The organism is Demequina soli (assembly GCF_000971195.1).
Classification (GTDB): Bacteria; Actinomycetota; Actinomycetes; order Actinomycetales; family Demequinaceae; genus Demequina; species Demequina soli.
Genome location: NZ_BBLZ01000001.1, coordinates 212,749 through 236,534 on the forward strand (window position 1 = coordinate 212,749; position 23,786 = coordinate 236,534).

29 protein-coding genes are annotated in these 23,786 nt (G+C 71.2%); 11 read left to right on the forward strand and 18 right to left on the reverse strand.

The features are described from left to right. Positions 1 to 88: 88 nt before the first annotated feature. Together AOM04_RS01010 and AOM04_RS01015 are read right to left on the reverse strand one after the other, a co-directional pair. On the reverse strand, positions 89 to 775 hold the full coding sequence (locus AOM04_RS01010; protein ID WP_082104338.1) for an ATP-dependent Clp protease proteolytic subunit: 687 nt from the start codon (positions 773 to 775) through the stop codon (positions 89 to 91). Positions 776 to 780: 5 nt separating this feature from the next. Further along, on the reverse strand, positions 781 to 1,359 hold the full coding sequence (locus tag AOM04_RS01015; RefSeq protein ID WP_062462265.1) for an ATP-dependent Clp protease proteolytic subunit: 579 nt from the start codon (positions 1,357 to 1,359) through the stop codon (positions 781 to 783). Between the two features lie 256 nt (positions 1,360 to 1,615). On the opposite strand from AOM04_RS01015, the gene AOM04_RS14915 reads away from it, so the two are divergent. Together AOM04_RS14915 and AOM04_RS01025 are read left to right on the forward strand one after the other, a co-directional pair. Further along, complete coding sequence (locus AOM04_RS14915; protein WP_062460995.1) at positions 1,616 to 2,005, forward strand: DUF4190 domain-containing protein; 390 nt, start codon at positions 1,616 to 1,618, stop codon at positions 2,003 to 2,005. Between the two features lie 89 nt (positions 2,006 to 2,094). Beyond that, positions 2,095 to 2,739: a DUF4190 domain-containing protein gene (locus AOM04_RS01025; protein ID WP_062460997.1), complete on the forward strand. Its 645-nt coding sequence runs from the start codon at positions 2,095 to 2,097 to the stop codon at positions 2,737 to 2,739. A gap of 75 nt (positions 2,740 to 2,814) precedes the next feature. On the opposite strand, the gene tig is transcribed toward AOM04_RS01025, so the two are convergent. Continuing rightward, positions 2,815 to 4,140 (reverse strand): trigger factor, encoded by a 1,326-nt coding sequence (tig, locus tag AOM04_RS01030; protein ID WP_062461000.1) that lies wholly within the window; start codon positions 4,138 to 4,140, stop codon positions 2,815 to 2,817. Between the two features lie 182 nt (positions 4,141 to 4,322). Between tig and AOM04_RS01035 the strand changes: the two genes are divergently transcribed. From AOM04_RS01035 to AOM04_RS01045, 3 genes are all read left to right on the forward strand, one after another. Next, positions 4,323 to 4,817 carry a MarR family winged helix-turn-helix transcriptional regulator gene (locus tag AOM04_RS01035; RefSeq protein ID WP_062461002.1) on the forward strand — a complete coding sequence of 165 codons (495 nt, stop codon included), beginning with the start codon at positions 4,323 to 4,325 and terminating at the stop codon, positions 4,815 to 4,817. Between the two features lie 83 nt (positions 4,818 to 4,900). Continuing rightward, positions 4,901 to 5,329, forward strand: a complete 429-nt coding sequence (locus tag AOM04_RS01040; protein ID WP_062461005.1) for a MarR family winged helix-turn-helix transcriptional regulator — start codon at positions 4,901 to 4,903, stop codon at positions 5,327 to 5,329. Next, on the forward strand, positions 5,326 to 6,558 hold the full coding sequence (locus AOM04_RS01045) for an MFS transporter (RefSeq protein WP_062461008.1): 1,233 nt from the start codon (positions 5,326 to 5,328) through the stop codon (positions 6,556 to 6,558). The genes AOM04_RS01040 and AOM04_RS01045 overlap by 4 nt, the downstream gene beginning before the upstream one ends. A 72-nt stretch (positions 6,559 to 6,630) precedes the next feature. Here AOM04_RS01045 and AOM04_RS01050 read toward each other — a convergent pair whose 3' ends face one another. Next, positions 6,631 to 7,188 (reverse strand): NYN domain-containing protein, encoded by a 558-nt coding sequence (locus tag AOM04_RS01050; protein ID WP_062461011.1) that lies wholly within the window; start codon positions 7,186 to 7,188, stop codon positions 6,631 to 6,633. A gap of 32 nt (positions 7,189 to 7,220) precedes the next feature. On the opposite strand from AOM04_RS01050, the gene AOM04_RS01055 reads away from it, so the two are divergent. Next, positions 7,221 to 7,622 (forward strand): DUF1304 domain-containing protein, encoded by a 402-nt coding sequence (locus AOM04_RS01055; RefSeq protein ID WP_369401298.1) that lies wholly within the window; start codon positions 7,221 to 7,223, stop codon positions 7,620 to 7,622. A gap of 22 nt (positions 7,623 to 7,644) precedes the next feature. Here the strand turns inward: AOM04_RS01055 and AOM04_RS01060 are convergent, their stop codons facing one another. The 6 genes from AOM04_RS01060 to AOM04_RS01085 form a co-directional block, all read right to left on the reverse strand. Beyond that, complete coding sequence (locus AOM04_RS01060) at positions 7,645 to 8,241, reverse strand: cation efflux transmembrane domain-containing protein (protein ID WP_062461013.1); 597 nt, start codon at positions 8,239 to 8,241, stop codon at positions 7,645 to 7,647. 29 nt (positions 8,242 to 8,270) lie between these two features. Next, positions 8,271 to 8,669: a VOC family protein gene (locus tag AOM04_RS01065; protein WP_062461016.1), complete on the reverse strand. Its 399-nt coding sequence runs from the start codon at positions 8,667 to 8,669 to the stop codon at positions 8,271 to 8,273. A gap of 50 nt (positions 8,670 to 8,719) precedes the next feature. Next, the gene (locus tag AOM04_RS01070) at positions 8,720 to 9,298 is read right to left on the reverse strand and encodes a hypothetical protein (protein WP_062461018.1); all 579 of its coding nucleotides are present in this window, start codon (positions 9,296 to 9,298) and stop codon (positions 8,720 to 8,722) included. Between the two features lie 381 nt (positions 9,299 to 9,679). Then, on the reverse strand, positions 9,680 to 10,408 hold the full coding sequence (locus tag AOM04_RS01075) for a dienelactone hydrolase family protein (protein WP_062461021.1): 729 nt from the start codon (positions 10,406 to 10,408) through the stop codon (positions 9,680 to 9,682). 34 nt (positions 10,409 to 10,442) lie between these two features. After that, the gene (locus tag AOM04_RS01080) at positions 10,443 to 11,654 is read right to left on the reverse strand and encodes an acyl-CoA dehydrogenase family protein (protein WP_062461024.1); all 1,212 of its coding nucleotides are present in this window, start codon (positions 11,652 to 11,654) and stop codon (positions 10,443 to 10,445) included. Between the two features lie 269 nt (positions 11,655 to 11,923). Then, positions 11,924 to 12,592 carry a GntR family transcriptional regulator gene (locus AOM04_RS01085; protein ID WP_062461027.1) on the reverse strand — a complete coding sequence of 223 codons (669 nt, stop codon included), beginning with the start codon at positions 12,590 to 12,592 and terminating at the stop codon, positions 11,924 to 11,926. A gap of 333 nt (positions 12,593 to 12,925) precedes the next feature. On the opposite strand from AOM04_RS01085, the gene AOM04_RS01090 reads away from it, so the two are divergent. Then, positions 12,926 to 13,234, forward strand: a complete 309-nt coding sequence (locus tag AOM04_RS01090; RefSeq protein WP_062461029.1) for a hypothetical protein — start codon at positions 12,926 to 12,928, stop codon at positions 13,232 to 13,234. A gap of 70 nt (positions 13,235 to 13,304) precedes the next feature. Here AOM04_RS01090 and AOM04_RS01095 read toward each other — a convergent pair whose 3' ends face one another. The 3 genes from AOM04_RS01095 to AOM04_RS15065 all read right to left on the reverse strand — a co-directional run bounded on the left by AOM04_RS01095 (position 13,305) and on the right by AOM04_RS15065 (position 15,318). Then, positions 13,305 to 14,042: a nuclear transport factor 2 family protein gene (locus tag AOM04_RS01095; RefSeq protein ID WP_062461032.1), complete on the reverse strand. Its 738-nt coding sequence runs from the start codon at positions 14,040 to 14,042 to the stop codon at positions 13,305 to 13,307. Beyond that, positions 14,039 to 14,533, reverse strand: a complete 495-nt coding sequence (locus tag AOM04_RS01100; protein ID WP_228373576.1) for a flavin reductase family protein — start codon at positions 14,531 to 14,533, stop codon at positions 14,039 to 14,041. The genes AOM04_RS01095 and AOM04_RS01100 overlap by 4 nt, the downstream gene beginning before the upstream one ends. A 329-nt stretch (positions 14,534 to 14,862) precedes the next feature. Further along, positions 14,863 to 15,318, reverse strand: coding sequence for a MarR family winged helix-turn-helix transcriptional regulator (locus AOM04_RS15065; protein WP_062461038.1), 456 nt, complete (start codon positions 15,316 to 15,318; stop codon positions 14,863 to 14,865). Between the two features lie 93 nt (positions 15,319 to 15,411). Between AOM04_RS15065 and AOM04_RS01110 the strand changes: the two genes are divergently transcribed. Genes AOM04_RS01110 through AOM04_RS01125 form a run of 4 tightly spaced genes read left to right on the forward strand, consistent with a single transcriptional unit; the run spans position 15,412 to position 19,382 of the window. Beyond that, the gene (locus tag AOM04_RS01110) at positions 15,412 to 16,356 is read left to right on the forward strand and encodes an SDR family NAD(P)-dependent oxidoreductase (RefSeq protein WP_062461041.1); all 945 of its coding nucleotides are present in this window, start codon (positions 15,412 to 15,414) and stop codon (positions 16,354 to 16,356) included. Positions 16,357 to 16,387: 31 nt separating this feature from the next. Next, positions 16,388 to 17,269 carry an amidohydrolase family protein gene (locus tag AOM04_RS01115; protein WP_062461044.1) on the forward strand — a complete coding sequence of 294 codons (882 nt, stop codon included), beginning with the start codon at positions 16,388 to 16,390 and terminating at the stop codon, positions 17,267 to 17,269. Positions 17,270 to 17,317: 48 nt separating this feature from the next. Further along, positions 17,318 to 17,776 carry a MaoC family dehydratase gene (locus tag AOM04_RS01120; protein ID WP_062461047.1) on the forward strand — a complete coding sequence of 153 codons (459 nt, stop codon included), beginning with the start codon at positions 17,318 to 17,320 and terminating at the stop codon, positions 17,774 to 17,776. A 43-nt stretch (positions 17,777 to 17,819) separates the two neighbouring features. Continuing rightward, the gene (locus AOM04_RS01125; protein ID WP_062461051.1) at positions 17,820 to 19,382 is read left to right on the forward strand and encodes an acyl-CoA synthetase; all 1,563 of its coding nucleotides are present in this window, start codon (positions 17,820 to 17,822) and stop codon (positions 19,380 to 19,382) included. On the opposite strand, the gene AOM04_RS01130 is transcribed toward AOM04_RS01125, so the two are convergent. The 5 genes from AOM04_RS01130 to AOM04_RS01150 form a co-directional block, all read right to left on the reverse strand. Continuing rightward, positions 19,379 to 20,014: a TetR/AcrR family transcriptional regulator gene (locus AOM04_RS01130; protein WP_062461054.1), complete on the reverse strand. Its 636-nt coding sequence runs from the start codon at positions 20,012 to 20,014 to the stop codon at positions 19,379 to 19,381. The two genes, AOM04_RS01125 and AOM04_RS01130, sit on opposite strands and share 4 nt — an antisense overlap. Continuing rightward, positions 20,011 to 21,273 (reverse strand): MATE family efflux transporter, encoded by a 1,263-nt coding sequence (locus AOM04_RS01135; RefSeq protein WP_082104340.1) that lies wholly within the window; start codon positions 21,271 to 21,273, stop codon positions 20,011 to 20,013. Before AOM04_RS01135 ends, AOM04_RS01130 begins: the two co-directional genes overlap by 4 nt. An 85-nt stretch (positions 21,274 to 21,358) precedes the next feature. After that, positions 21,359 to 22,351, reverse strand: a complete 993-nt coding sequence (locus AOM04_RS01140; RefSeq protein WP_062461060.1) for a phosphotransferase family protein — start codon at positions 22,349 to 22,351, stop codon at positions 21,359 to 21,361. A 190-nt stretch (positions 22,352 to 22,541) separates the two neighbouring features. After that, positions 22,542 to 23,081 carry a TetR/AcrR family transcriptional regulator gene (locus tag AOM04_RS01145; protein WP_062461062.1) on the reverse strand — a complete coding sequence of 180 codons (540 nt, stop codon included), beginning with the start codon at positions 23,079 to 23,081 and terminating at the stop codon, positions 22,542 to 22,544. Next, a complete protein-coding gene (locus AOM04_RS01150; protein ID WP_062461065.1) occupies positions 23,068 to 23,691 on the reverse strand; it encodes a sugar O-acetyltransferase in 624 nt (207 codons plus the stop codon). Before AOM04_RS01150 ends, AOM04_RS01145 begins: the two co-directional genes overlap by 14 nt. Positions 23,692 to 23,786 lie beyond the last annotated feature (95 nt).

Sequence of the window (23,786 nt, forward strand, 5' to 3'; positions counted from 1 at the left end):
GCGGCACGATGCGCGGGCCGCCCGGACGCGCCGAGGGGCGCCGTGCACGGTGTGCTCCGCGCGCGACGCCCCTCGATCACGGGTCGTCCTAGAGGTGGACGGACTCGGTGCCCTTGCGGGACTCGAGGATCTGGTCGACGAGGCCGTAGTCGCGGGCCTCGGCGGCGGACAGGAACGTGTCGCGCTCGATGTCCTCGCGCACCTTCTCCGGGGTCTGGCCGGAGTGGAACGCCAGGGTGTTCTCGAGCCACTCGCGCATGCGGAGCATCTCCTCCGCGTAGATCTCGATGTCCGAGGCCTGCGCACGGGCGCCGCCCTCGATGCGCGGCTGGTGGATCATCACGCGGGCGTTGGGCAGCGCGAGGCGACGGCCGGGGGTGCCGGCCGCGAGCAGCACGGCCGCGGCGGAGGCCGCCTGGCCCAGGCACACCGTCTGGATCTCCGGCTTGATGTACTGCATCGTGTCGTAGATCGCGGTGAGCGCGGTCTGCGAGCCGCCGGGCGAGTTGATGTACAGCGTGATGAGGCGGTCCGGGTCCTGCGACTCGAGCACCAGCAGCTGCGCCATCACGTCGTCCGCGGACGCGTCGTCGATCTGCACGCCGAGGAAGATGATGCGGTCCTCGAAGAGCTTCGCGTACGGGTCCTGGCGCTTGAAGCCGTAGGCCGTGCGCTCCTCGAACTGGGGAAGGATGTAGCGCGACGAGGGGGCCTCGTACGCCCCGCCGCCGAACGTGCCGGCCGTGCGGCCGGCCGCCTGGAACGCGCGCTGGATCTCGCTCACGCCTTGCCTCCCTGGGACTTGTCGCCGGCCTCGGCCGCGTGCTTGATCACCTTGTCGACGAAGCCGTACTCGAGCGCCTCGTCGGCCGTGAACCAGCGGTCGCGGTCGGCGTCCTTGTTGATCTGCTCGACCGACTTGCCGGTCTGCGCGGCGGTCAGCGAGGCGAGCACCTTCTTCATGTGCATGATGAGCTCCGCGTTGATGCGGATGTCCGTCGCGGTGCCGTAGATGCCGCCCGAGGGCTGGTGCATCATCACGCGGGCGTGCGGCGTCGCGAAGCGCTTGCCGGGCGCGCCCGAGGAGAGCAGGAACTGCCCCATCGACGCCGCCATGCCCATCGCGACGGTCGCGACCTCGGGCTTGATGTACTGCATCGTGTCGTAGATCGCCATGCCCGCGGTGATGGAGCCGCCGGGGCTGTTGATGTACAGGTAGATGTCCTTGTCCGGGTCCTCCGCGGCCAGCAGCATCATCTGGGCGCAGATGGCGTTCGCGTTGTCGTCGCGCACCTCGTCGCCGAGCCAGATGATGCGCTCGCGCAGCAGCCGGTTGAAGATCGAGTCGTTGAGCGCCATGCCGGGCCCCTCGCCTCGCGCCGTGATGTCGTTCACGTGTGTCCTCCTGTCAAGCGTCCTGGTTGACCCTAACGCGCACGGCGCGCACGACGATGCCGCCGACGCCCCCTTTTCGCTACGGGGGGAACGGCGCCCGTCCTCCGGGGCAACCCTGAGCGGCCGACACGCCGGATCGGCCCGCGGGACGATGCGCCGGGCGGGCGGCGGCCCCTACGTTGGGGGCGTCAGCGCCACCCGAGCATCCCAGGAGGACCCCGTGAGCGACGCACCGCAGGACCCGTACGCCCCGCAGCAGCCCGTCTACGCCCAGGCTCCCGGCTACGCGCAGCCCGCGCCGGGCTACGGCCCGCCGCCCGCCACCGAGAAGAACTGGATGGGGATCACCTCGCTCGTGCTGTCCCTCGTCGGCCTGTTCACCTGGTTCACGGCCATCCCCGGCGTCATCTTCGGCCACCTCAGCCTGAGCGCCGCCCGCCGGGGCGAGGCCGACAACCGCGGCCTGGGCTTGGCCGGGCTCATCGTGGGGTACGTCGTCATCGCGCTCGGCATCCTCGGCATGATCGCGCTGCTGGCCCTCGTCGGCTGGGCTGTCGACACGTGCGGCGGCTCGAACCCCGCCGACATCTGCACCACGACCCCCGCCTGACGGCGGGCGCCGACGGCGCTCACCGCACGCCGCGGGGCGGCCGCGGATAGCCTGGGAAGGGCCCCGACCACGCGATCCGAGGAGGGACGATGTCCACACCCGACGAGCCCGAGGCGGCACCCGAGCCGGAGCCCACCGAGGTGCTCCCCGTGGAGCCCGCGGCCGCCGCACCGTTCGACCCGGAGACGCAGCCCCCGACCGAGCCCATGCCAGCGCAGCCGGAGGCACCACCGACGGCTCCCCCGGAGCCGCCCGCGCCTCCCGCCGCCCCGGGCACCCCGCCCGAGGTGCAGCCGCCGGTCCAGCCGACCGCCGCATCGTCCCCGGCGCCGCAGGCGGCCTACGGCCAGCCGCCCTACGCCGCCCAGCCCCTGTACCCGCCGCAGCAACCCTACGGCCAGCCGCCCTACGCGGCGGCCCCTCCCCCGGCGACCCCCCGGCCCGCGGGCACGAAGACGTGGCTCAACATCACCTCGTTCGTGACGAGCCTGCTGGGGCTCGGGTTGCTGGGCGTGATCTTCGGCCACCTCGGCGTGAGCGCCTCCCGGCGCGGCGAGGCCGACCTCCGGGGGCTCGGCATCGCGGGCCTCATCATCGGCTACCTCAACATCCTGCTGACGATCATCGCGATCATCGCCGTCATCGTCGCGGTCGCGAGCTGCGCGAACGACCAGCAGTGCGTCGACTGGTGGACCAACCTGCAGAACGACGTCCAGCACAGCACGAACGCCTAGAACGAGCGCGAGGCCCCGGCCACCTTCACGGTGACCGGGGCCTCGCGGCGTCGGCGCGCGGGCGCGCGCGGCGGGTTACTCGGCGGCGGCCTCCTCGGAGACCTCCTCCGCCTTCGTCTCGTCCTCGAGCGAGCCGATGACCTCGGAGAGGTCCACGGCGGCGCCCGCGGTGTCGACCACGGCGGCGCGGCGCAGCGCGAAGGCGGTGGCCTTCGAGCGCGCGACCTCGGCCACCATCGCGGGGATCTGGCCGGCCTGCTCCACCTGCTGGATGAAGGTGCCCGGGTCCATGCCGTACTGGCGCGACGAGTTGATCAGGTAGTCGAGGAGCTCGGGCTGCTCGACCTCGATGTCCAGGTCCTCGGCGAGCTGGTCGAGGAGGATCTGGGTGCGGAGGGCCTTGGTGGCCTCCTCGGTGACCTCGGCGCGGTGCTCGTCGTCCTCGAGGCGGTTCTCGTTCTCGAGGTGGCTGTGCACCTCGTTCTCGATGACCTTCTTGGGGAGCTCGAAGTCGGTGGCCTCGGTCAGCTTCTCGAGGAGCTTCTCGCGGGCCTCCATGGCCTGGTTGTTGGTCTTGATGCGGGCGACCTGCTCCTTGAGGTCGTCGCGGAGCTCGGCGACCGTGTCGAACTCCGACGCGAGCTGCGCGAAGTCGTCGTCCGCCTCGGGGAGCTCGCGGGTCTTGACGGCGGTCACCTTGACGGTGATCTGCGCGGTCTCACCGGCGTGGTCGCCGGCCGCGAGCGGGCCCTCGAACGTGGTCTCCTCGCCGGCCGACAGGCCCGCGATGGCCTCGTCGATGCCCTCGAGCATGTTGCCGGCTCCCACCTGGTAGGAGGTGCCCTGCACGGTGTCGATGGTCTCGCCGTCGATCGAGGCGGAGAGGTCGATCGTGACGAAGTCCTTGTCGGCCGCGGGGCGGTCGACGCCCACGAGGGTGCCGAAGCGCTCGCGCAGCGCCTCGAGGCGCTCGTCCACGTCGGCGTCCTCGACGACGATCGGCTCGACCTCGATGATGAGGTCGGCGGCGGCCGGGAGGGTCACCTCGGGGCGCACCTCGACGACCGCGGTGAACTCGAGGCCCTCGTCGCCGGCGACGACGCCGGGAACCTTGGTGACCTCGACCTCGGGCTGGCCGAAGGGACGGATGCCGGTCTCGCGGACGGCCTCGGAGTACCAGCCGGGGAGGCCGTCGTTGACGGCGTGCTCGATGATCGCACCCTTGCCCACACGCTGCTCGAGGACCTTCGCGGGGATCTTGCCCTTGCGGAAGCCGGGGATCTGCACCTGGCTGCCCACGTGCTCGTAGGCGTGCTTCATGCTGTCGGCGAGGTCCGCCTCGGTGAGGTTGACCGTGAGCTTGACGGTCGTGGCGTCGATCTTCTCGAGGGCGCTGGTCACTACGTACTCCTGGCGTTGGGTTGTGGGGCCCGCGGGGGCTCCGTCGGCTCCCGGTGGTCGGGCAACCCCGCAATCGTACGCGTCGCGCGCACACAGGCCAATTCGGAAGACATAGCGGACGATGCGGGACAACCGGGGCGCCCGCCCTTGACGCCTCCCCGGGCCGGGCCTATACCTCGCCTATGGACGACGCTCGACGGGACACGCTGGTCGCGCTCTTCGGCGCCGTCCACGACGCGACGCGCTCGGCCGCCGCCGCGCTCGGCGATCGCACCGGGTCCGCCACCCGCCACATCCTCGGCCTGCTCGCCGCCGAGGGCGACCTGCGGATCTCCACGGTCGCGGCCGCCGTGCGCATCCCGCCGCCGGCGATCGCGCACTCCGCGGCGCAGCTCGAGGACCAGGGGCTGATCGCGCGGCGCCCCGATCCCGCGGACGCGCGCCACGCGCTCCTCTCCCTCACCGCCGCGGGCCACGATGCGGTCGCGGAGTGGCGCGCGCGCCTCGCCGAGGTGGCCGCGCCTGCGCTCACGGGGCTCGCCGAAGCCGACTGGGCGATCCTCGCCGCAGCCGCGCGCATCATCTCGAGCGTGGACCTCAGCGTCGAGCGCCTGCGCGGCGGGCTCTCGAGCGACGGCGCTCCCGCGACGCCGGGCCGCGGGCTCCACGCCGTCTGACGGCCGCACCCACCACCGCGCGGACGCGCGGCGCCACGGGCACGCCTTGACGGATATACATAAGTGACTTATATATTTGAAGAATGGAAAACCAGCGCCGCGCCACCCTGGCCGCCCTGCTCGTCTCATCGAACCGGCTCACCCGGGAGGCGGCGCGCGCGACCGGGGACGCGACCCCCGCATCGTCCCGGCAGATCCTGTCGCTGCTGACCGCGGAGGGCCCCCTCCGCATCGGCGCCATCGCCGCCGCGCTGCGCCTGTCGCAGCCCGGCGTCACCCAGGCCGCGGCGACGCTCGAGGGCCACGGCCTGGTGTCGCGCGGGCCCGACCCCGCCGACGCCCGCGCGACGGTCCTCACCCTCACCGAGGCCGGGCGCGCCGCCGCGGTCGAGTGGCGTGATCGCCTCGCGACCGCGCTCGAGCCCGCGCTCGCCCACCTCACCGACGACGACTGGGCCACGCTCGCCCGTGCCGCCGCGATCCTCGACACCCTCGACAAGGAGTCACTGTGAGCAGTCCCCAGTCCCCGTCCAGCATCCTCCACCAGCCCCGCACGGTGTGGGCGGTCGCGTTCGCGTCCGTCGTCGCGTTCATGGGCATCGGCCTCGTCGACCCGATCCTGCCGGCGATCTCGGAGGCCCTCGAGGCCACCCCCGCGCAGGCCGAGCTGCTCTTCACGTCCTACCTGCTCGTCACCGGCCTCGCGATGCTGGTCACCAGCTGGGTGTCCGGCCGCATCGGCACGCGCTGGACGCTGCTCGCGGGCCTCGGCCTCGTCGTGGTGTTCGCGGCGCTGGCCGGCGGGGCGGGCTCCGTGAACGAGATCATCGGCCTGCGCGCCGGCTGGGGGCTCGGCAACGCGCTGTTCATCTCGACCGCGCTGGCGACGATCGTGGGTGCCGCCTCGGGCGGCGCCGCGAACGCGATCATCCTCTACGAGGCGGCGCTGGGCCTCGGCATCGCGATCGGCCCGCTGCTGGGCGGCGTGCTCGGCAACGTCTCGTGGCGCGCGCCGTTCTTCGGCACCGCGACGCTCATGGCGATCGCGTTCGTGGCGCTGCTCGTCATGCTGCGCGGCGACGCGACCCCGCGCGTGCGGGTGCCGTTCAGCGCGCCGTTCCGGGCGCTGCGCCACCGCGGCCTCCAGCGGCTCGCGATCACCGCGTTCCTCTACAACATCGGCTTCTTCACGCTGCTGGCCTACACCCCGTTCCCGCTGGGCTTCGGCGCGATCGGGCTGGGTCTGACGTTCTTCGGGTGGGGGCTCGGCGTCGCGATCACCTCGGTGTGGGTCGCGCCGCTGCTGACCGCGCGGATCCGCCGCACCGCGGTGCTCGGCGGCACGCTCACGCTGCTCGCGGCCGACCTGCTGGCCGCATCGTTCCTGGTGTCCTCGCCGCCCGCGCTCGTCACCTGCGTCGTGATCGGCGGCCTGCTCCTCGGCGTGCTCAACACCGTGTTCACCGAGGCCGTCATGGAGGCCACGGACTTCCCGCGCACCGTCGCCTCGTCGGCGTACTCGTCGGTGCGCTTCCTCGGCGGCGCGATCGCCCCGCCGCTCGCGGCATGGCTCGCGGCTCAGGCCGGCGACTGGCTGCCGTACGCGGTTGCCGCGGTCGCCGTCCTCGCGGGCGCCGTCGTGGTCACCGCCTCGCGGGGCGTGCTCGCGCGCGTCGACGCGCACCTGGCGGAGCCGGCCGAGGTCGAGGCGATGGCGATCGCCGTGGGCGACGCGGCCTGACGGTCGGCGCGTCGCGCCGGCCCACCCGGACGATGCGCCGGTCGGGACCACCCCGGCCGGCGCATCGTGCCGCTACAGGAACTGCAGCGGGTCGAACTCCGCGATCGGGATGATGCGCACGCGCGGCAGCGGCTCGTTGAACGCGTGGATGTCGTACTCCATGTCGAAGAACTCGAGGCCCTGCTCCTGGAGCTCGATGAACGCGTTGTTGCGGAACTCGACGAAGCCCGCGAGCCCGACCCGGCGGCCGTCGAGGAGGTCCTCGATGCCGTCCACGAAGTCGCCGTCGTTGCTGACCAGCACCACGTCGTCCTGACGCTCGCGCAGCGCCTCCATGGTGCGCTGGATCGCCATGTCGACGACCTTCTCCCCCGGCCCGCCCGACAGCGGCACCGGCCGGAAGCCGATCGCGAGGAGCGCCTGCACGAACGTCATGGGCAGCTCGTTGTTCGCGGCGAGGAAGAACAGGCCCTGCGTCGGCTGGTCCCACCGCTCCTGCACGTGGCGCAGCACGCGCTCCCAGCGGGGACGCTCCTCGGGGCGCGGGCGGCGCCCCAGGATGGAGGTGCCGAGGGTGGCGTCGATGTTCTCGCCGTCGACCAGGACGTAGGTGACCCGCTTGTGTGCCATGCCGCGAGCCTACGTGGTCGTAGCCTGACCGCATGAGCGGAGGCGTGATGCAGACGATCGCGATGGTGCTCGCCGGGCTGGCGGCGGCGGTGCACGTGTACATCTTCTGGCTGGAGTCGTTCGCGTGGATGCGGCCGTCGACGTGGCGGGTGTTCGGCATCGCCACCGAGGAGGAGGCGCGCACCACGCGTGCGCTCGCCTACAACCAGGGCTTCTACAACCTGTTCCTCGCGATCACGGCCGGGGTCGGCATCGTCCTGCTGGCGACGGGGGACGATGCGGCGGGGCGGGCGCTGATCCTGGCCGGATGCGGGTCGATGGCCGCCGCCGCGCTCGTGCTGATCGCGGGATCGCGCGCCTACGCCGGCGCGGCCCTCAAGCAGGGCCTGCTCCCGCTGCTCGCCGTGGTCGCGCTCGGCACGTCGATGCTCTGAGGGCCCGCCGGCCGGCCTCCCGCTAGGCCTCGGCCTGCTTGGCCTCGAGCCGCTCCTTCGACGCGGCGCGCCACACCTTGAGCCCCGCGTCGGCGTTGAGCGCGGCGATCCCGACGCCGACCACGATGTCCGGCCAGCCCGACACCCAGGCCAACGCGATCGCGGCCGACGCGAGGATCGCGACGTTGGCCAGCGCATCGTTCCGTGCGGACAGCCACGCGGCGTGCGCGAGCGAGCCGCCATGGTGGCGGTGACGCGCGAGGATCGCGGCGGCGACCAGGTTGGCCGCGAGCGCACCGAACGCGGTGACGGTGAGCGGGAGCGTCTCCGGGCGGGTCGGATCGAGGATCTTGACGACCGCCGTGACGAGCGTGACAGCCGCGGGCACGAGGATCACGATCGCGAGGGCGTGGCCCACCCGCGCGCGGCGGTGCAGGGGCCAGGCCGCCGCGAAGAAGATCAACATGTTGAGGATCCCGTCCTCGAGGAAGTCGATCGAGTCCGCGACGAGGGACACCGAGCCGATGAGCTGCGAGACGGTGAACTCCACGACCGCGTAGGCGAGGTTGATGAGCGCGACCGCGAGGACCGCGCGGCGCAGGGCCTGGACCGACGTCATGCGCTCAGCGTGCCAGAGGCGCGGCCCGCCTACGCGTCGCTCGCCTCGAGCGGCGACCGGTCCCCGACGGACCACCGGTGGCCGAACAGGTCGGTGAGGCCGCCCTGGCGGTGCGGCCCCCAGGGCATCGCATGCTCGGATACTGGCGTGAGGGCGGAGGCACCCGCCGCCGCGGCTCGCGCGAGGACCACGTCGGGGTCGTCGACGAGCAGCTCGATCCGCGCGGTGGTGGTGCCGGCGGCGAGGGGGTCCGTCTCGCGCTCCTTCCCCGGCACGGTCTCGTGGACCAGGAACGGCGCCCCGGCGATCTCGAGGAGCGCGACCCCGCCGAGGTCCCACCGGGGTGCCGCGCCGAAGGCCTGGGCGTACCAGCGCACCGCGGCGGCCGCGTCGGGGACGATCAGCATGACGGTGACGGCGGTGCTCACGGCTCCCAGGATGCGCGCGCCGGGCCCGGAACGCCAGGGCGCGCGACCCCTCAGGGGGCCGGAGTGCACCCGGGCGGCGGCGAGTTGCCGCTGATGGTGAAGTCCTCGCACTGCAGGAAGTGCGGGTTGAGCCAGCCGAGCACAAGGCTCACCGCGGCGATGATGCCGACGGTCGCCGCCGCGGCCGCCCATCCCCGCGCCGGCACGGCCTCGACCAGGTCGGGCCTGACCGTGCGCAGCAGCACCCACACCAGGGTGGGCAGCCCCACCACGGTGACGATCGCGCCGAACCAGCGCACGAGCTGCGTGACGGCGGGGTTGTCGGCCGCGGAGCCGACGAACTCGCCGACGATCCACAGCGTGGGGACCAGCAGCGTCGCGAGCACGCGCCCGCGCGGGCGCTCCCCTCCCTGGCGGAACAGCACGACCAGCAGCGCGGCGGTGGCCGCGGCCCACAGCAGGAGGATCTGCTCGAAGAAGACGCGTCCCCACGCGCCCAGCGTGAAGGCGGGCCACCAGATCACGGTGGCGGCGCCGACGACGAACGCGCCCACCGTGCGGCGGGCGCGTTGCGCCTCCTGCGCAGGATTCGGCGCGACCGCTGGGCCCTCGCCCTCGTGCTCGCTCATGCGCGCTCACCCCGTGCACCACGCTAGCCCGGCGCGATGGCCGGCGCGTGGGCGGGGGCGGCCCGCTCATGGCGACCGCACCCGGGTGCCTCGGGTTGGCCTCGGCTGAATCTGATGGGTTCCTGATGGGACCGCAGGACCGGGCCAGACGCCGCCAATCGGTGCGGCCGGCAATCCCGACGCGACCAATACCCGCGCCCGACGGCCAGGCGCGGGTCGATACGGCCGTGGCGAGATGCGTGGTGAGAACCGCCCCGCAGCGTTGGCACTGCACCCCGCCAGCCGCTGGCCGACCACCCCGAACTTGGCACCCCCGAACGTCCAGCGCCGGTCCCATGCCACCCGGCATGGGACCGGCGTGACGGCCTGAAGCCCCCCTCGTCAGCCGAGGTGCTGCTCGAAGAACGCCAACGTGCGCGTTCGAGCGTCCTCGGCGGCTTCAGGCACGAGCGGACTCGGCAGTCCGGGCATGAACTCCTCGAGGTCGAAGGCATGTCCCGCGCCGGAGTAGCGGACCACCTGAGCCTTTGCGCCAGCGCTGGCGAGGGCGTGCTCGATCGCGTCGAGCTCACCCTCGGCAAGCAGGAAGTCATCGGCTCCGAACAGCCCGAGCCACGGAGTCGTGAGTGCGGCAAGTCGGCCGCCCAGTGCCTGCAGCCCCGGGTGCTCACCGTACGCCGGCTCGATGATGCCGTTGGCGTAGTAGCTGGCTGCCGCCGCCACCGAGCCCTCGAGCGCGGCGACCAGGGCCGCACGGCCTCCGAACGAGAACCCCAGGACGCCGATCCGGGTCGAGTCGATCCCCAGACCCCGCAGGAAGTCCATGGCGCTCGAGATATCTGCCCCGGTGGAGTCGTCGCCCGGCATCGCGAGCGCGAACTCCTCGACGCTGGGGAAGCCGAACGGGTCGACCAGATCCTCGCCCCGCCTGTGGTGCAACATCGGAGCCACCGCCGTGTAACCGCGCGATGCCAGCCGTTCGAGCCACTCCGCGATCTGCGGCGTGTACCCGGGCGCCTGGTGCAGGACGACGACTCCGCCGCGCGCGTCCCCGTCGGCACGCGCGACGCGCAACGGCACCCCGTGGTGCTCAACGCTCTCGATGGTCATGCGTCACCTGCCTTCGCTGCCGCTTTGCGCGATCTCACTCGGTTCCCGGGATCGGCCCGAAGGTCGGGCCCATCCAGATGTAGTTCGCGGGCGCACCGAGAAGGTCCCAGCCCACGTTGACCATGTGCGAGTCATCCACGATGAAGTGCTGGACGCCCGCGAGCGCGTCGCGGATCGCGCGCTGCGTGTCGCCGGCGCGCAGGGTGATGCCGCCCCCGCGCCGGTAGGCCCACTCCGCGATCTCGCGTGCGACGTCGTGCGCGTGGATGTTGGCGCCCATCAGCATCGAGGTCTGCGTGCGGGAGAGGCCGCAGCCCTCGCGCAGGGTGTCGTCGATGTCCGCGAGCACCTGGTGCACGAGCGCTCGCGCAGCTTGAGCCTTCATCTCCTGCTGCGCATACTCCATTCGGAACCGGTCACTGTCGGCCTGTCGTCGGGCGCCGGGCCGGGTCGGGGGGCGGCTCGCGTTCGCGGCGGCGTCGTCGAGGAGCCGGCGGGTGATCCCCGTGGCGAAGCCCAGGTGCATCAAGGGGATGAGCAGCCCTACGCCGCCCAGCGCCTCATCACCGCCGAGGATCGGCGCGCCGAGCACCACCGCCTCGTGGTCGGCGGGAACGAACACGTCGGTGAAGGTGAAGTCGACGCTGCCGGTGCCGCGCAGCCCGATCGTGTCCCACCCTCCGCCATAGGCGATCTCCGAAGTCGGAACGGCGAACATCGCGGGAGGGCCGTCGACCGGCTCGTCGTTCACGACCTTCCGTGCCGGCGTGAAGATGAAGCGGGTGTGCTTCGAACCGCTCGCGTACCGGTACGAGCCCGTGAGCTTCCAGCCTCCATCCACGGCGACCGCGGTCGCCGCACCGTTGCTCACGGCGCCGAACAGGGGCTCGCCCGAGTCGATGATCGCTCGGGCGGGGTCGTACTCGAGGTAGTCGATCATGTGACCGCCCGCAGCGAAGATCGTGTTGACCCAGCCGATCGAGCCGTCGATCTGCGCGACGCGATCGAGGATCGGAAGCGCTTCGCCGGGGAACAGGCCAAGGCCCCCGAGCTCCTTCGGCAGGAAGACCCGGGTCACGCCGGTCTCGACGAGGAGATCGATGGCGCGGTCGGTGAGCTTCTGCGCCTCCTCCGTCTCGGCGGCCTCTGCCTTGAGGTCCTCCGCGACGGACTCGAGCTTGCGCATGATGGCGGCGACGATCTCCGCGTTGTCGAGCTGGTGCTGGGGTTCTGTGGTCAGCGTCATTGCTGAGGCCCTTCTCTCGATGCCCCGATCGGCTCCGGTGCCGATGGGGTGCGACTGCACGGGTGCACCGTGTCAGTTCACATCCGAGTATTGACATATCACGGTGCGAGGTCAAGGCCCGACTTCGACGTGACGAGTCGCGACCCGCGGGATGCGGCCGTGCGCACGAACGCGTCTGCGGACGAGCTCAGGCCCCGCTACGCCAAACCGCGCCGAGCATCGTCACGCCTCCCGCACGGACCGCCACGGCGCGAGCGACGGCGGGGACGTCAGAACTGGAAGCTCACGGAGTGGCTGGCGAGCGACGTCGCGGTCAGCAGCCACTCGGTCACGCGAGCCCTCGATTCACGGATGAAGGACAGCGCGAGCTCCTCCGCCTCGTCGGGCGTCGCCGACAGCGCCGCCGACATGCCCAGCACCTGAATCGCGCTCAGCGTCTCCGACTTCCACACGAGGGTGAAGATGCGCTGCATGTCGCCCGCGAGCCTCCGATAGAGGTCGGAGAGGATCACATTGTCTGCCGCCGCGACCACGACCGCCCACGTCTTCGTCGCATAGGCGACCATCTCTTCACCGCTGGACTGCGCGCCAGGCACCTGCAGTGCCGTGATCTGCGCGCGATGCTCATCCGTCATGCGCGTCACCGCAAGCCGAAGGATCGGCGGGCCGAGGATCTCCCATGCCTCGAAGAACTGGATGATGCCGCGCAAGGTGATCGGTGCGACCTGGTAGCCGACTCTCGGGATGGCGGTCAGCAGATTGTCGGCCGTCAACCGCACGAGCGCACCGCGCACCGCCGACAGCCCCAGGCCGTATTCCGCGGCGAGTCCGCGCTCCGTCACCTGCGAGCCGGGAGCCAGCGTGCACTCGAGAATCTCACGGCGGAGCAGATCGTAGGCGCGATCAACCAGGGAGGTCGTCGACGGCTGATCGCTCATTCGCCCAGCGTAGGGCAAGCGGCGATCACCCCCTGGCTCCGGCGTACCGGCGCGCCTCCGCGGTTCGCCCTGCCCGGCGCCCACGCGCATGCCACCTAGGCTCATCCGACGCCGTGTCGATCGCCACCGCCTGCGCGATGGCGCGGGTTCTGCAATTGCAATTCAGGCTATTGACATCTCAAAAGCGCGCTGTCTAGTTTCGTTGACTACGAGGCGTCGACGCGGACCCCCCTCGCTCTCGAGCCGTCATGCGCGGCCCCGGCGGGCAGTCCTGGCCGGGCGTCCGTGCGGACAGGTCCGCTGTCCGCTGACGAGCGAGCAAGGGAGCAGGACATGGCAGACATCGATGGCCGGTGGCACATCGAGGCGATGACGCCGATGGGCAAGCAGACCTCCGTACTGGACCTCGCCGTCAGCGGGTCGTCCGCGACGGGCACGCTCGCAGGACCCGACGGAACGTCGTCCGAGATCCTCGACGCGAAGGTGGACGGCTCGAGGGTCGAGTTCGGGATCCAGACCACGACGCCGATGGCGATGAAGATCAACCTCTCCCTCGAGTTCGAGGGCGACGCGGTGACGGGGAAGGTGAAGGCCGGCATCTTCCCGCCAGCACGCGCCGCCGGATGGCGGGTCGCCGGCTGAAGGGCACCTCAGGTCGACGACGGCGACGAGGGGGCGCCCCGCGGCGAAGCGGGGCGCCCCCTCGTCGCCGTCACCGGTACACGGGGCCTTCGTACACGCGAGCGCCGACGATCATGCCCTCGCGGAACGAGTAGACACCGAGGCCAGCATGCGGCGGGCGCCTCCAGCTGGTGAACTCGACCGCGTACCCGTCGCCCGCTCGCGTCACCGTGTTGAACTCGAGCGGCACACCACCTTCGGAGCCTGAGAACGCGGCGACGAAGACGTCGCGCCCCACCGTGCCGATGGGCGAGTGGAACTCGGCGTCCGGGTGCACGACCGCCTCGAGCAGCGCGCGGTCGCCGCGCGTCACGGCCTTGAAGTACCGCTCCAGCTCGTCCGGCCATGCGAAGTCGGTGCGCGCGAGCACGGGGCGGCGGGGATCGGTGAGCCCGAAGTGTGCCTTGTTGTAGTAGACGCGGGCTCGGGGATCGGCGTCGGTCTTGTCCCAGACGAACGCCACCGGGACGTCGGCGGGCTCACCGACGTCGCGTCGGAAGGCGTACTCCCAGACGTCCCGCTCGGCGGACTCCGTCGCAGAGACCCGCTCGACCGACGCCCACGATCGCGCGGGCCAGACGAGCGACTCCGCCTCGAAGGCGCCCGCATCGCACCAGCCGACCGTCGGATCGTCGATGGACGCCTGGAGGCGTAGACGCTCGATCAGCGCCGCGACCCCTGCCTCCTGCCCGTCGGCCGGCGTCGCGCCGGGCTCGGGCACCGGCGCTGAGGCCGGCGTCGAGGCCGGGGTGCTCGCGTCGACGCTCATGCGAACCTCGAAACGTCGCCAAGGACGTGCCACTCACGGTTGTGATAGACGAGGGGCGAGGCATCGTCCTCCCCGTCCTGCCACGACTCGATGACGTGCACGACGAAGAGCGTTGCCGCACCCGCGTCCTCCTTCTTGACCACGCGCCCGCGGATGCGTCGGCGGGGAGCGACGTAGTACGGCTCGCCCGTGGGCAGCACCGCCCACTGCTCGGGGTCGGCGAAGCGGTCGACACCGCTCGTCGCGCCAAGCACAGCGATGTCGTGGCATGCGGCATCGATGAGATGGATCACCAGGGTCTCGGCCGCGAGGAGCGTCGGCGTGCTCGACGACATGTCCGACGCCGAGAAGACGAGCAGGGGCGGCGCGACGCTGATGGAGAACAGCGACGATGCCGTCATCGCGACCGGGCCGCCACCAGCGTCCGCGGTGATCACCGCGACGCCCGACGGATGGTCGCGGAACAGCGCCTTCAAAGCGTCGGGGCTCACCCCCGGCTCGCCCCCGAGCGCGACCTGATCGATGGCCGACGTCGACGGAACAGTCGACGGTAGGGATTCTTCGATTTGAGTCATCACGTACGCCTTTGCATTGTTGGTGCGACCTCGTTGTCGCCAAGCTGCAATGCCACAGTAACCCGTTGACCTTTCAGTTACCAGCCCCGGATCCCGAGGTGGGCACTCAGGCGCGGCGCCGCGTTCACAGAGGGCGCCGCACGCGCGCGGCACGATGCGGGACGCGGGAAGCACTGGATCGGCACGGCTGCGCCACCCGGCCCCGCCGCCGGACGCCGGCGCGATGCGCGGGGCGTCGCCCGCAGCTAGGTCAGGTCGGAGTACGCGATGCGTAGCAAGAGGCCGCGGAGCACGTCGACCTCCGCCTCGGACAGCGAGGAATGCACGGCACGCTCGACACTCCGCACCGCGGCTCTGGCGGCGGTGAACAGCGACACGCCTTGCGCCGTCGCCTCGACGGTGCGGGTCCGCCTGTCGCTCGGTACAGGCCTCCGGTGGACAAGGCCGCGCGACTCGAGATCATCGACCAGCGCGACGATCTGGCTGGGGTCGAGGCGCAGGTGGGCAGCCAGGCCTCGCTGCGTCGGGCTGCACTCCACAGCGAGCGCCAGAACCGAGTAGGACCTGACCTTCAGGCCCAGCCCCGCAAGGGCGCCGTTGCCGGCGGCGGCCGCCACGGCGCTCGCACGCGCGAGCAGGAAGCTCGCGTCCGAGTCGAGCGAGCTGGGCCCGATCCCGGCCGCGGTGCGTTCGGCTTCCATGGCCCAAGCCTAGCAAGCGACATGAGATATTCAATCATTGACGTTCTCAACGAAGCATGGTCGGATGTGGCCATGGAACAAGGGAGTTCGCTGATGTCACACGCCACACCGCTCAGCGGGAAGGTCGCCATCGTGACGGGATCGGGCCGCGGCCTCGGTCTCGCCTACGCGCAGGAGCTCGCCCGGCAGGGCGTGTCGGTGGTCGTCAACGACGTCGACGCGGACACCGCCGCCGGGGCGGTCGCGTCGATCACGGCGGCTGGCGGCTCCGCCGTCGCCGTGGTGGCGCCCGTGGGGCCCACCCCGACCGCCGACGCGCTCGTCGCCGCAGCCCTGGACACCTTCGGCCGCCTCGACATCCTGGTGACCAACGCGGGCGTGCTGCGCGACACCGTGCTGTGGAAGATGAGCGACGAGGACTTCGACACGGTCATCGGCGTGCACCTGCGGGGCACCTTCACCTGCGTGCGCGCGGCCGCGACGCACTTCCGTGAGAATCAGGTCGCGGGGCGCATCATCTGCATCGGCTCCCCCACGGGTCAGCGCGGCAACTTCGGCCAGACCAACTACGCGGCCGCCAAGGCCGGGATCGTCGGCATGGTGCGGACCTGGGCGCTCGAGCTCAAGCGCGCGGGCATCACGGCGAACGTGGTGATCCCGGTCGCGGCGACCACCATGACGGCGACAGTGCCCTACTTCGCCGCCGCCGTCGAGGCGGATGAGGCCGGCGCGCCGATGCCCGCGTTCTTCCGTCACGACCTCGGGTTCGGCACGGCGGACGACGTCGCCGGTCTCATCGCGTACCTGGCATCCGACGCCGCTGCGGGTGTCACCGGCCAGGCGATCGGCGTCGGCGGCGACCGGCTGCAGCTCTGGTCCCACCCCGAGGCCGTGACCACCGCCTACCACGACGGCGGATGGACCTTCGAGGCGCTCGACGCGGAGTTCCCCGCCGTCGTGGGTGACCACCTCCAGAGCGTGGGCGAGAGGTTCCCACCGCTGCCCGAGGACCTCGTCCGCCCTCAGGTCACGGCCTGACGGTGTCCGCACGACCAGCCGGACGGCGCCGATGACATACGCACCCGAGCTCGACCTCGACTCGATCACCGCGATCGACATGCATGTGCACGTCGAGGTGGACGGCCACGGCCATGCGTCGCTTCCGGCCGACCTCGCCGAGGCCGCCTCGAAGTACTTCCGCACCGACGGGCCGCGCCCCGAGCTCGAGGCGATCGCCACCCACTACCGCGAGCGCCGGATGGCGGCGGTGGTCTTCACGGTGGACGCCGAGACCGGGCTGGGGCACCCGCCGCTGTCGAGCGAGGAGATCGCCGCGGGCGCAGCTGCGCACGCGGACGTGCTCATTCCCTTCGGATCGGTCGACCCGCACCGTCCGGACGCCGTCGAGCGCATCCACCGGCTGGCGTCCGAGCACGGCGTGCGCGGCTTCAAGTTCCATCCGACGGTGCAGGGCTTCGACCCGAGCGACGAGCGCTGGTACCCGCTGTACGCGGCGATCGAGGCCGCGGCGGTCCCGGCGCTGTTCCACACCGGCCAGACCGGAATCGGGGCGGGCCTCCCCGGCGGGCGCGGACTGCGACTCGCGCTGTCGAACCCCATGCTGCTCGACGGTGTCGCCGCCGACTTCCCCGACCTGCAGATCATCATGGCGCACCCCAGCGTGCCGTGGCAGGACGAGGCGCTCGCGGTGGCGACGCACAAGCACAACACGTGGATCGACCTCTCCGGCTGGAGCCCCACGTACTTCCCCGAGACGCTCGTGCGCGCCGCCGGCTCGTACCTGTCCGACCGCGTGCTGTTCGGCACCGACTTCCCGCTGCTCACCCCCGACCGATGGCTGGCCGACATCGAGCGCACTGCGCTCAAGCCGGAGAAGCTGCCCGCGATCCTCAAGGACAACGCCATCCGCCTGCTCGGCCTCGACATCTGACGCACGCCGCGCATCGTCCCCCAGCCCGCCCCCACGAAAGGAAACGTCATGACCACCACCTCCGTCGCCTACGCCGACCTCGCGGACCTCCGCGGACGCGACCTGGGCTGGTCCGACTGGCTCGAGATCGACCAAGAGCGCGTGAACGTCTTCGCCGACGCCGTCGACGACCACCAGTGGATCCACACCGAGCCCGAGCGCGCGACGGCGGAGAGCCCTTTCGGGGGACCGATCGCCCACGGGTTCCTCACCTTGTCGCTCGCGACGCGCTTCTGGACCGAGCTGCTCGAGGTCGACGGCGTGAGCGCGAAGGTCAACTACGGGCTCGACAAGGTCCGCTTCGTGTCGCCCGTCCAGGTCGGGGCACGCGTGCGCATGAACGCGGTGATCGCCGAGGTGACGGACGTGCCGGGCGGGTACCAGCTCACCGTCGACCAGACCATCGAGGTCGAGGGTGGGACCAAGCCCGCGGTGGTGGCGCGGGGCCTGTACCGCTTCTACGCCTGATATCTTCCGAACTCGACCCTACTCACGCTGCAACGAGGCACACATGAGGAACCAGGGACTCGGCGACTGGGTCGCCCGTCGACGCATCAAGTCCGCCGGCGATACAGCGCTGATCGGCGAGGAGCGCACATATACGTATGAGGTGTTCGCGGACCGTATCGCCCGGCTCGCGAACGCCCTCGCGGCACGGGGGCTCGCCAAGCGTGACCGCCTGGTCTACCTGGGCAACAACCACCCCGACTTCCTGACGACATTCTTCGCGTGCGGCACGCTCGGCGCGATCTTCGTCCCGCTGAACACCCGGCTCGCCTCCAGCGAGCTCGAGTACATGATCGAGGACTCGGGTGCGACGTTCCTGGTCACCCACGAGTCGGCTCGCGACCTCGCCCGGGCCGCCGCCTGGTCGAGCGGCATCCGCCATCGCCTCGTGGTGGGCGGACCTGCGGATCTGCCTGCGGTCGAGTCGTTCGACGAGGTGGTGGACGCCGCGAGCGGATCGCTGCGCGACGAGGAGGTCTCGCTCGAGGATCCCGCGATGATCCTGTACACGTCCGGCACCACCGGGCGCCCGAAGGGCGCCGTCCTCACGCACGGGAACCTCACCTGGAACGTCTTCAACGCGATCGTGGACTACGACGTCACCAGCGAGGAGGTCGCGCTCATGCTCTCGCCCATGTTCCACGTCGCCTCCCTGTCGATGGGCGCCCTGCCGGCGCTGCTCAAGGGCGGCGCCGTGGTGCTGCAGGAGCGCGTGGAACCAGCGGCGGTGCTCGACGCGATCGCGTGCCACCAGGTGACCAGCCTGTCGGGCGTCCCCACGACGTTCCAGTTCCTCGCCGAGGATCCGGCATGGGCCGAGGCTGACCTGTCGAGCATCAGGAAGCTCACCTGCGGCGGCTCCAGCATCCCGCTTCGCGTGATCGAGGCCTACGCCGCACGCGGGCTGTCGTTCTCGAGCGGCTACGGGATGACCGAGGCGTCGCCCGGAGCGACCTCGCTCCCGGTTCGGAAGGCGAGCGAGCACGTCGGCACATCCGGGTTGGCGCACTTCTTCACGAGCGTGCGCATCGTGGGTCCCGACGGATCGGTGCTCCCGCCGGGCGAGGCCGGCGAGATCCAGATCTCGGGGCCGAACGTCATCCGCGAGTACTGGCGCCGCCCCGATGAGAGCGCGAGGAGCCACGATGGCGCCTGGCTGAGATCGGGGGACATCGGCAGCGTCGACCGCGACGGCTATCTCACCGTGACCGACCGGCTCAAGGACATGATCATCTCCGGCGGCGAGAACGTGTACCCCGCGGAGATCGAGCAGCTCATCATGGAGCTGTCAGCCGTGCGAGCGAGCGCCGTCATCGGCGTGCCTGACGACCGGTGGGGCGAGGTCCCCCTCGCGGTCATCGCGTTGCACGCCGGAGCCGGCCTCTCGCCGCAGGCTGTCCTCGACCACCTCAAAGGGCGGCTCGCGCGGTACAAGCAACCGCGCGCGGTGGTCATCGTGGACGACCTCCCCCGGACCGCGAGCGGAAAGGTCCGCAAGGTCGAGCTCAGGCAGATGTTCAGCGCCGTGCCGTCGGACCCCGTGGACCAGGGTGCGAGGCGGGGCTAGAGCGAGAGATCCTCGGTGACGACGTCCTGGAGGCGGCTCCGGAACCTGTCGACGATGTCCACGGCTCGCGGGTCGAGGAGCCACTGGACCTGAAGCCCGTCGATGAGCGCGACGAGCTCGGAGGAGAGTCCCGGCGTCCAGGAGCCCGTTCGCACCCTCCCTCGGGACGATGCCTCGACCAGCGCATCGTCGATGTCCGCCCGCAACGATCGGTACCGGGCGACGAAGTAGGCGTGAGCGGGGTGGTCGGGGTCGGATGCCTCGGCCGACAGGACCGCGAACAGCGCGACGATCTCGCGCTGCGTCACATTGTGGGCGACGACGTCGAGCAGCCTGCGAAGGTAGTCGATGCCGTCGCGCCGCGGGTCCGCGCCCTCGAAGAAGAGGACGCCGTTGATGCGGTCGCGCTCCTCGAGGACCGCGGTGAGGAGCGCCTCCTTGGACGGGAAGTGGTGCTGAAGCCCCGCGCGTGAGACTCCGCACGCGGCGGCGATCTGCACCATCGACGCGGAGCGGTATCCCCCGGCGGCGAAAGCGAAGAACGCGGTGTTGAGGATCTCGGCACGCCGCCGCTCGCCCTTCGCGTAGCCGCCGCGTGTACGCGCGGCTGGCGGCGTCTCGCTCCCCGTCATGCCATCACCTTGGCACGAGCCGGACGTCGAACCCACCGCTTCACGCCCACGGCCGCGATGGCGGACACCAGATCCCCGGACGCGAGGGCGACCCAGATCCCGGTCGGGCCGAACGGAGCAAGCGTCGCGACGAGCGGAAGCCGGATGACGAGCACCGTGCCGATGGAGACGACATACGAGGCCCGGGGCGATCCCGTGGCCTGGAACAGCCCCGATACCAACGGCGCGACGCCGGAGAAGACGAATCCCAGGGCGACGATGCGGAGAGCCGTCGCCGCGTCGCCGTGCGCCGGGCCCGGGCCGAGGAAGACGGCTGCCAGGGGTTCCGCGGCGAGGAGCACGACCGCGCAGGCCACCGCGCCATAGAGCACGGTCGAGCGCATGACGATGCGCGTCGCGGCGCCTACCCGGTCGGCGAGGCCGGCGCCGCTCGAGTAGCTGACCACGGGTTGAGCCCCCTGCGTGATCCCGGTCTGGGGCATCGTGATGAACGTCTGGACCCGCGCGCAGACGGCGAACGCGGCGAGCGCTGCGGCGCCCGCGGTGGCGAGGGATGCGTTCACCACCGCGGCGACGACGGTCGCTCCGATGCCGGCGAGGAAGGACGGTGCACCGATCGCGACCATGGCGCCGATCGTGCGCGCACGGGGACGCAGGTGCGCGAGCGTGATCCGATACGGGCGGTCCGGCTGCCCGAAGAAGAACCACATGGACATCAGCGCGGACACCGCCTGCCCGCCCACCGTGCCGAGCGCCGCTCCCATGACGCCCATGTCGAGTCCCATGATGAGCAGCGGGTCCAGCGCGATCTGCACGGCCACGGGGATCACCCAGAGCAGCGTGGAGAATCGGATCCGCCCCTCGGCGCGCACGATCGCGGAGAAGCCGGTGGACACGAGTGCGCCGGCAAGGATCACGGCGGCATAGGGCCGCGCATACGGCATCGTCTCCGCCGTCGCCCCCAACAGGCGCAGCAGCGGGTCCAGGAACGTCAGCCCGAGCAGGGTGGTCGCTGCGGCCGCCGACCAGAACAGGACGATCGCATTTCCCGTGGCGCGAGCAGCGTGGCCCGTCCGGCCCGCGCCGAGCGCCCGCGCGACCAGCGACGCCGCCCCGACGCCGACCGTGGTCGACACCGCGCCGACGAGGAGCAGGAGCGGCGTCGCCAGCGCCACCGCCGCGAGCGCGGTCTCGCCGACCAGCCGTGCCACGAACCACGTGTTGGTCAGCGCGTAGACGCCGTACACACCCACGGACATGGTCGTGTGCAGGCACGACTCCCACAGGAGCGGTCCGAGGGGTCGCGTCCCGAGCTCATCGGCGCGCGCGGGCGAGCGCGGCACGTCAGCGGCGCGCGCGACCGAGCGCGGCCATCACGCGGTCGAGCTCCGCCCGGCCGAAGTCGTAGACGACGGTGTCGGTGTGCCCCCGGTAGCGGGTCTCGACCACCATGATGAGCGCGAGGTACATCGAGTAGAGGCGGCGTCGCGTGCGCTGCGTCTCGCTGAGCACCCGCAAGCCGAAGCCCTCCATGAAGTCCGTCGGATCGTCGAATCCGGCGAGGTCGAGCCCGGTGAGCCCGGCCTCCATCAGCGGATCGCCGTACAGCGCGCGCTCGTGGTCGAGGATCGCGACGATGCGCCCGTCCTTGATCATGGAGTTCTTCGCCCACAGATCGACCTCGATGAGCCGCGGTTCGGTGACCTCGTCGAGCGCGCCGGCATGCTCCTCAAGCACACGCCGGATCTCGTCAGGCTCCCACCCGAGGTCGATCCCGACGGCGGCGCCGTCCCGCAGCGTGTCCTCGATGGCGGCGGTGAACGCCTCGCGCCAGGTGCGGAAGCCAGGCCCGAGCAGCGGCCCGTAGTGCGGGCCCACCACCTGGTTGATCTCGCGGTTGAGCGCGCCGAGCTCGCGGTTGCCCACGGCGATCACCTCGGGCGCAAGTCGCCCGTCAGAGGCGGCGAAGCCGAAGTTGTCCGCATCGATGTGCTCCATGAAGAACAGGTCCGCATCCACCACCTCGTGCGACAGGTCGATGTGCTCGATCCGCGGTACCGGCACGGACGTCCGCTCGGCCACGAGGCGCATCGCCTCGAGCTCGTTGCGCATCATGCCGACCTCGCGAGTCAACACGGGCACGTCCGCCGGTGGGGCGACCTTGAGCACGACCACCCGACCCGACCGCAGCCGGATGCGGTAGGCCACGTTGAACCAGCCTTCGGTGATCTCCTCGGCGAAGTCCTCGTCCTCGGGCACCTCGTCGCGCCCGAACCCACGCTCGATCAGCACCCGGAGGGTGGCGGTGGACTGGCGGTTCTTCGTGAGACTCTCCATCGAGGCTCGTCCTCTCGTACGTCGCTCAACCCCAAGCCGCATGGCCGGGATGAGCAGAGAGCGTAGCAGAAACCGGCACCCTTGCCGGTTTTGTGGGGCGCGTGGGCATGGGTCACGGCGCGGCTTCGCACCTGAAGGCCTCCCGCCCGCCGGGGTCGACATCGCCGCGCGAGCGAGCTCCGCCGAGACTTCACACGCCGACGACCTTCCTCACAGCCGATGCCACCACGTCGCGCTCGAGCGGCGCCACATCGAGGGCGCCGTGCAGCGCGAACCCCTCGATCAGGGCGTCGAGCTGACGCGCGACGTCTGGGGGGAACCAGCGTTCGAGCTCGGACCTGCTCACGGCCATCCATCGGCCGGTGATCTCTCGGTAGGCGGGGTCTCGTGCCGCGAGCATGTAGAGCTCGTACGCGACGATGTTGTCGCGCGCCCCGGCGTCGGCGCAGAGATCGCGGACGAGGGCGACCACGGCAGCGATCGCCTCCTCGTGCGTGCGCGCCTCGGCGAAGTGCGCGGCGTAGGACGCGGAGAAGTGCTCCGCGAAGCGCGCGAACGCCGTCCGGAGCAGGTCATCCATGCCATCGAAGTGATAGGTCATGGACCCCAGGGGCACGTCAGCACGGTGAGCGATCCCTCGGTGGGACACCCCGGCCACGCCGACCTCTGCGATCAGGTCGAGCGTGACCTCGACGATGCGGTCGCGCCTTCCGGGATCATGGCGCCGCACTCTCGCCGTCCTCCTCGAGCGTGCGGATCACCTTCGCGGGAACGCCGGCCACGACGACGTTCGCCGGCACGTCCTTGGTCACGACCGCACCGGCGGCGACGACGGAGTTCTCGCCCACGCTCACTCCTGGGCAGATGATGGCGCCGCCGCCGAGCCACACGTTGTCGCCGATGACGATGGGTCGCGCCGCCTCCCACTTGTCGCGCCGGGGCTGCGGATCCAAGGGATGCGTCGGCGTGAGGAGCTGGACGTGGGGACCGATCTGGCAGTCGGCACCGATCGTGATGGGCGCGACGTCCAAGGCGGTGAGGCCCATGTTGACGAAGGTGCGGGCACCGATGCGGATGTTCGTGCCGTAGTCGACATAAATCGGCGCCCGCACGAATGCGGTGGGGTCCGTTCCAGGCATCAGCTCTCGCGCGGCCTCTTGACCACGCTCGGGATCCCGGTGGTACTCGTCCGCGAAACGCGCCATGCGCCGCACGGCGACACCTTGCGCCTCTGCGATCGCCGGGTCGTCCGCGATGTAAAGGTCTCCCGCCATCATCCGTTCGTGGTGGGACCGCCGGTCGGCCGCGCCGTCGCCACGAGAGGCTTCATGATCACTCATGCGTACGATCGTACATAACCACCCCGGGTGCGCGCCCCACAGGCCGCTCGGGCCCGGAGCCCGACCAGGACCGGCCACCTCGTCAACGTCGCGGT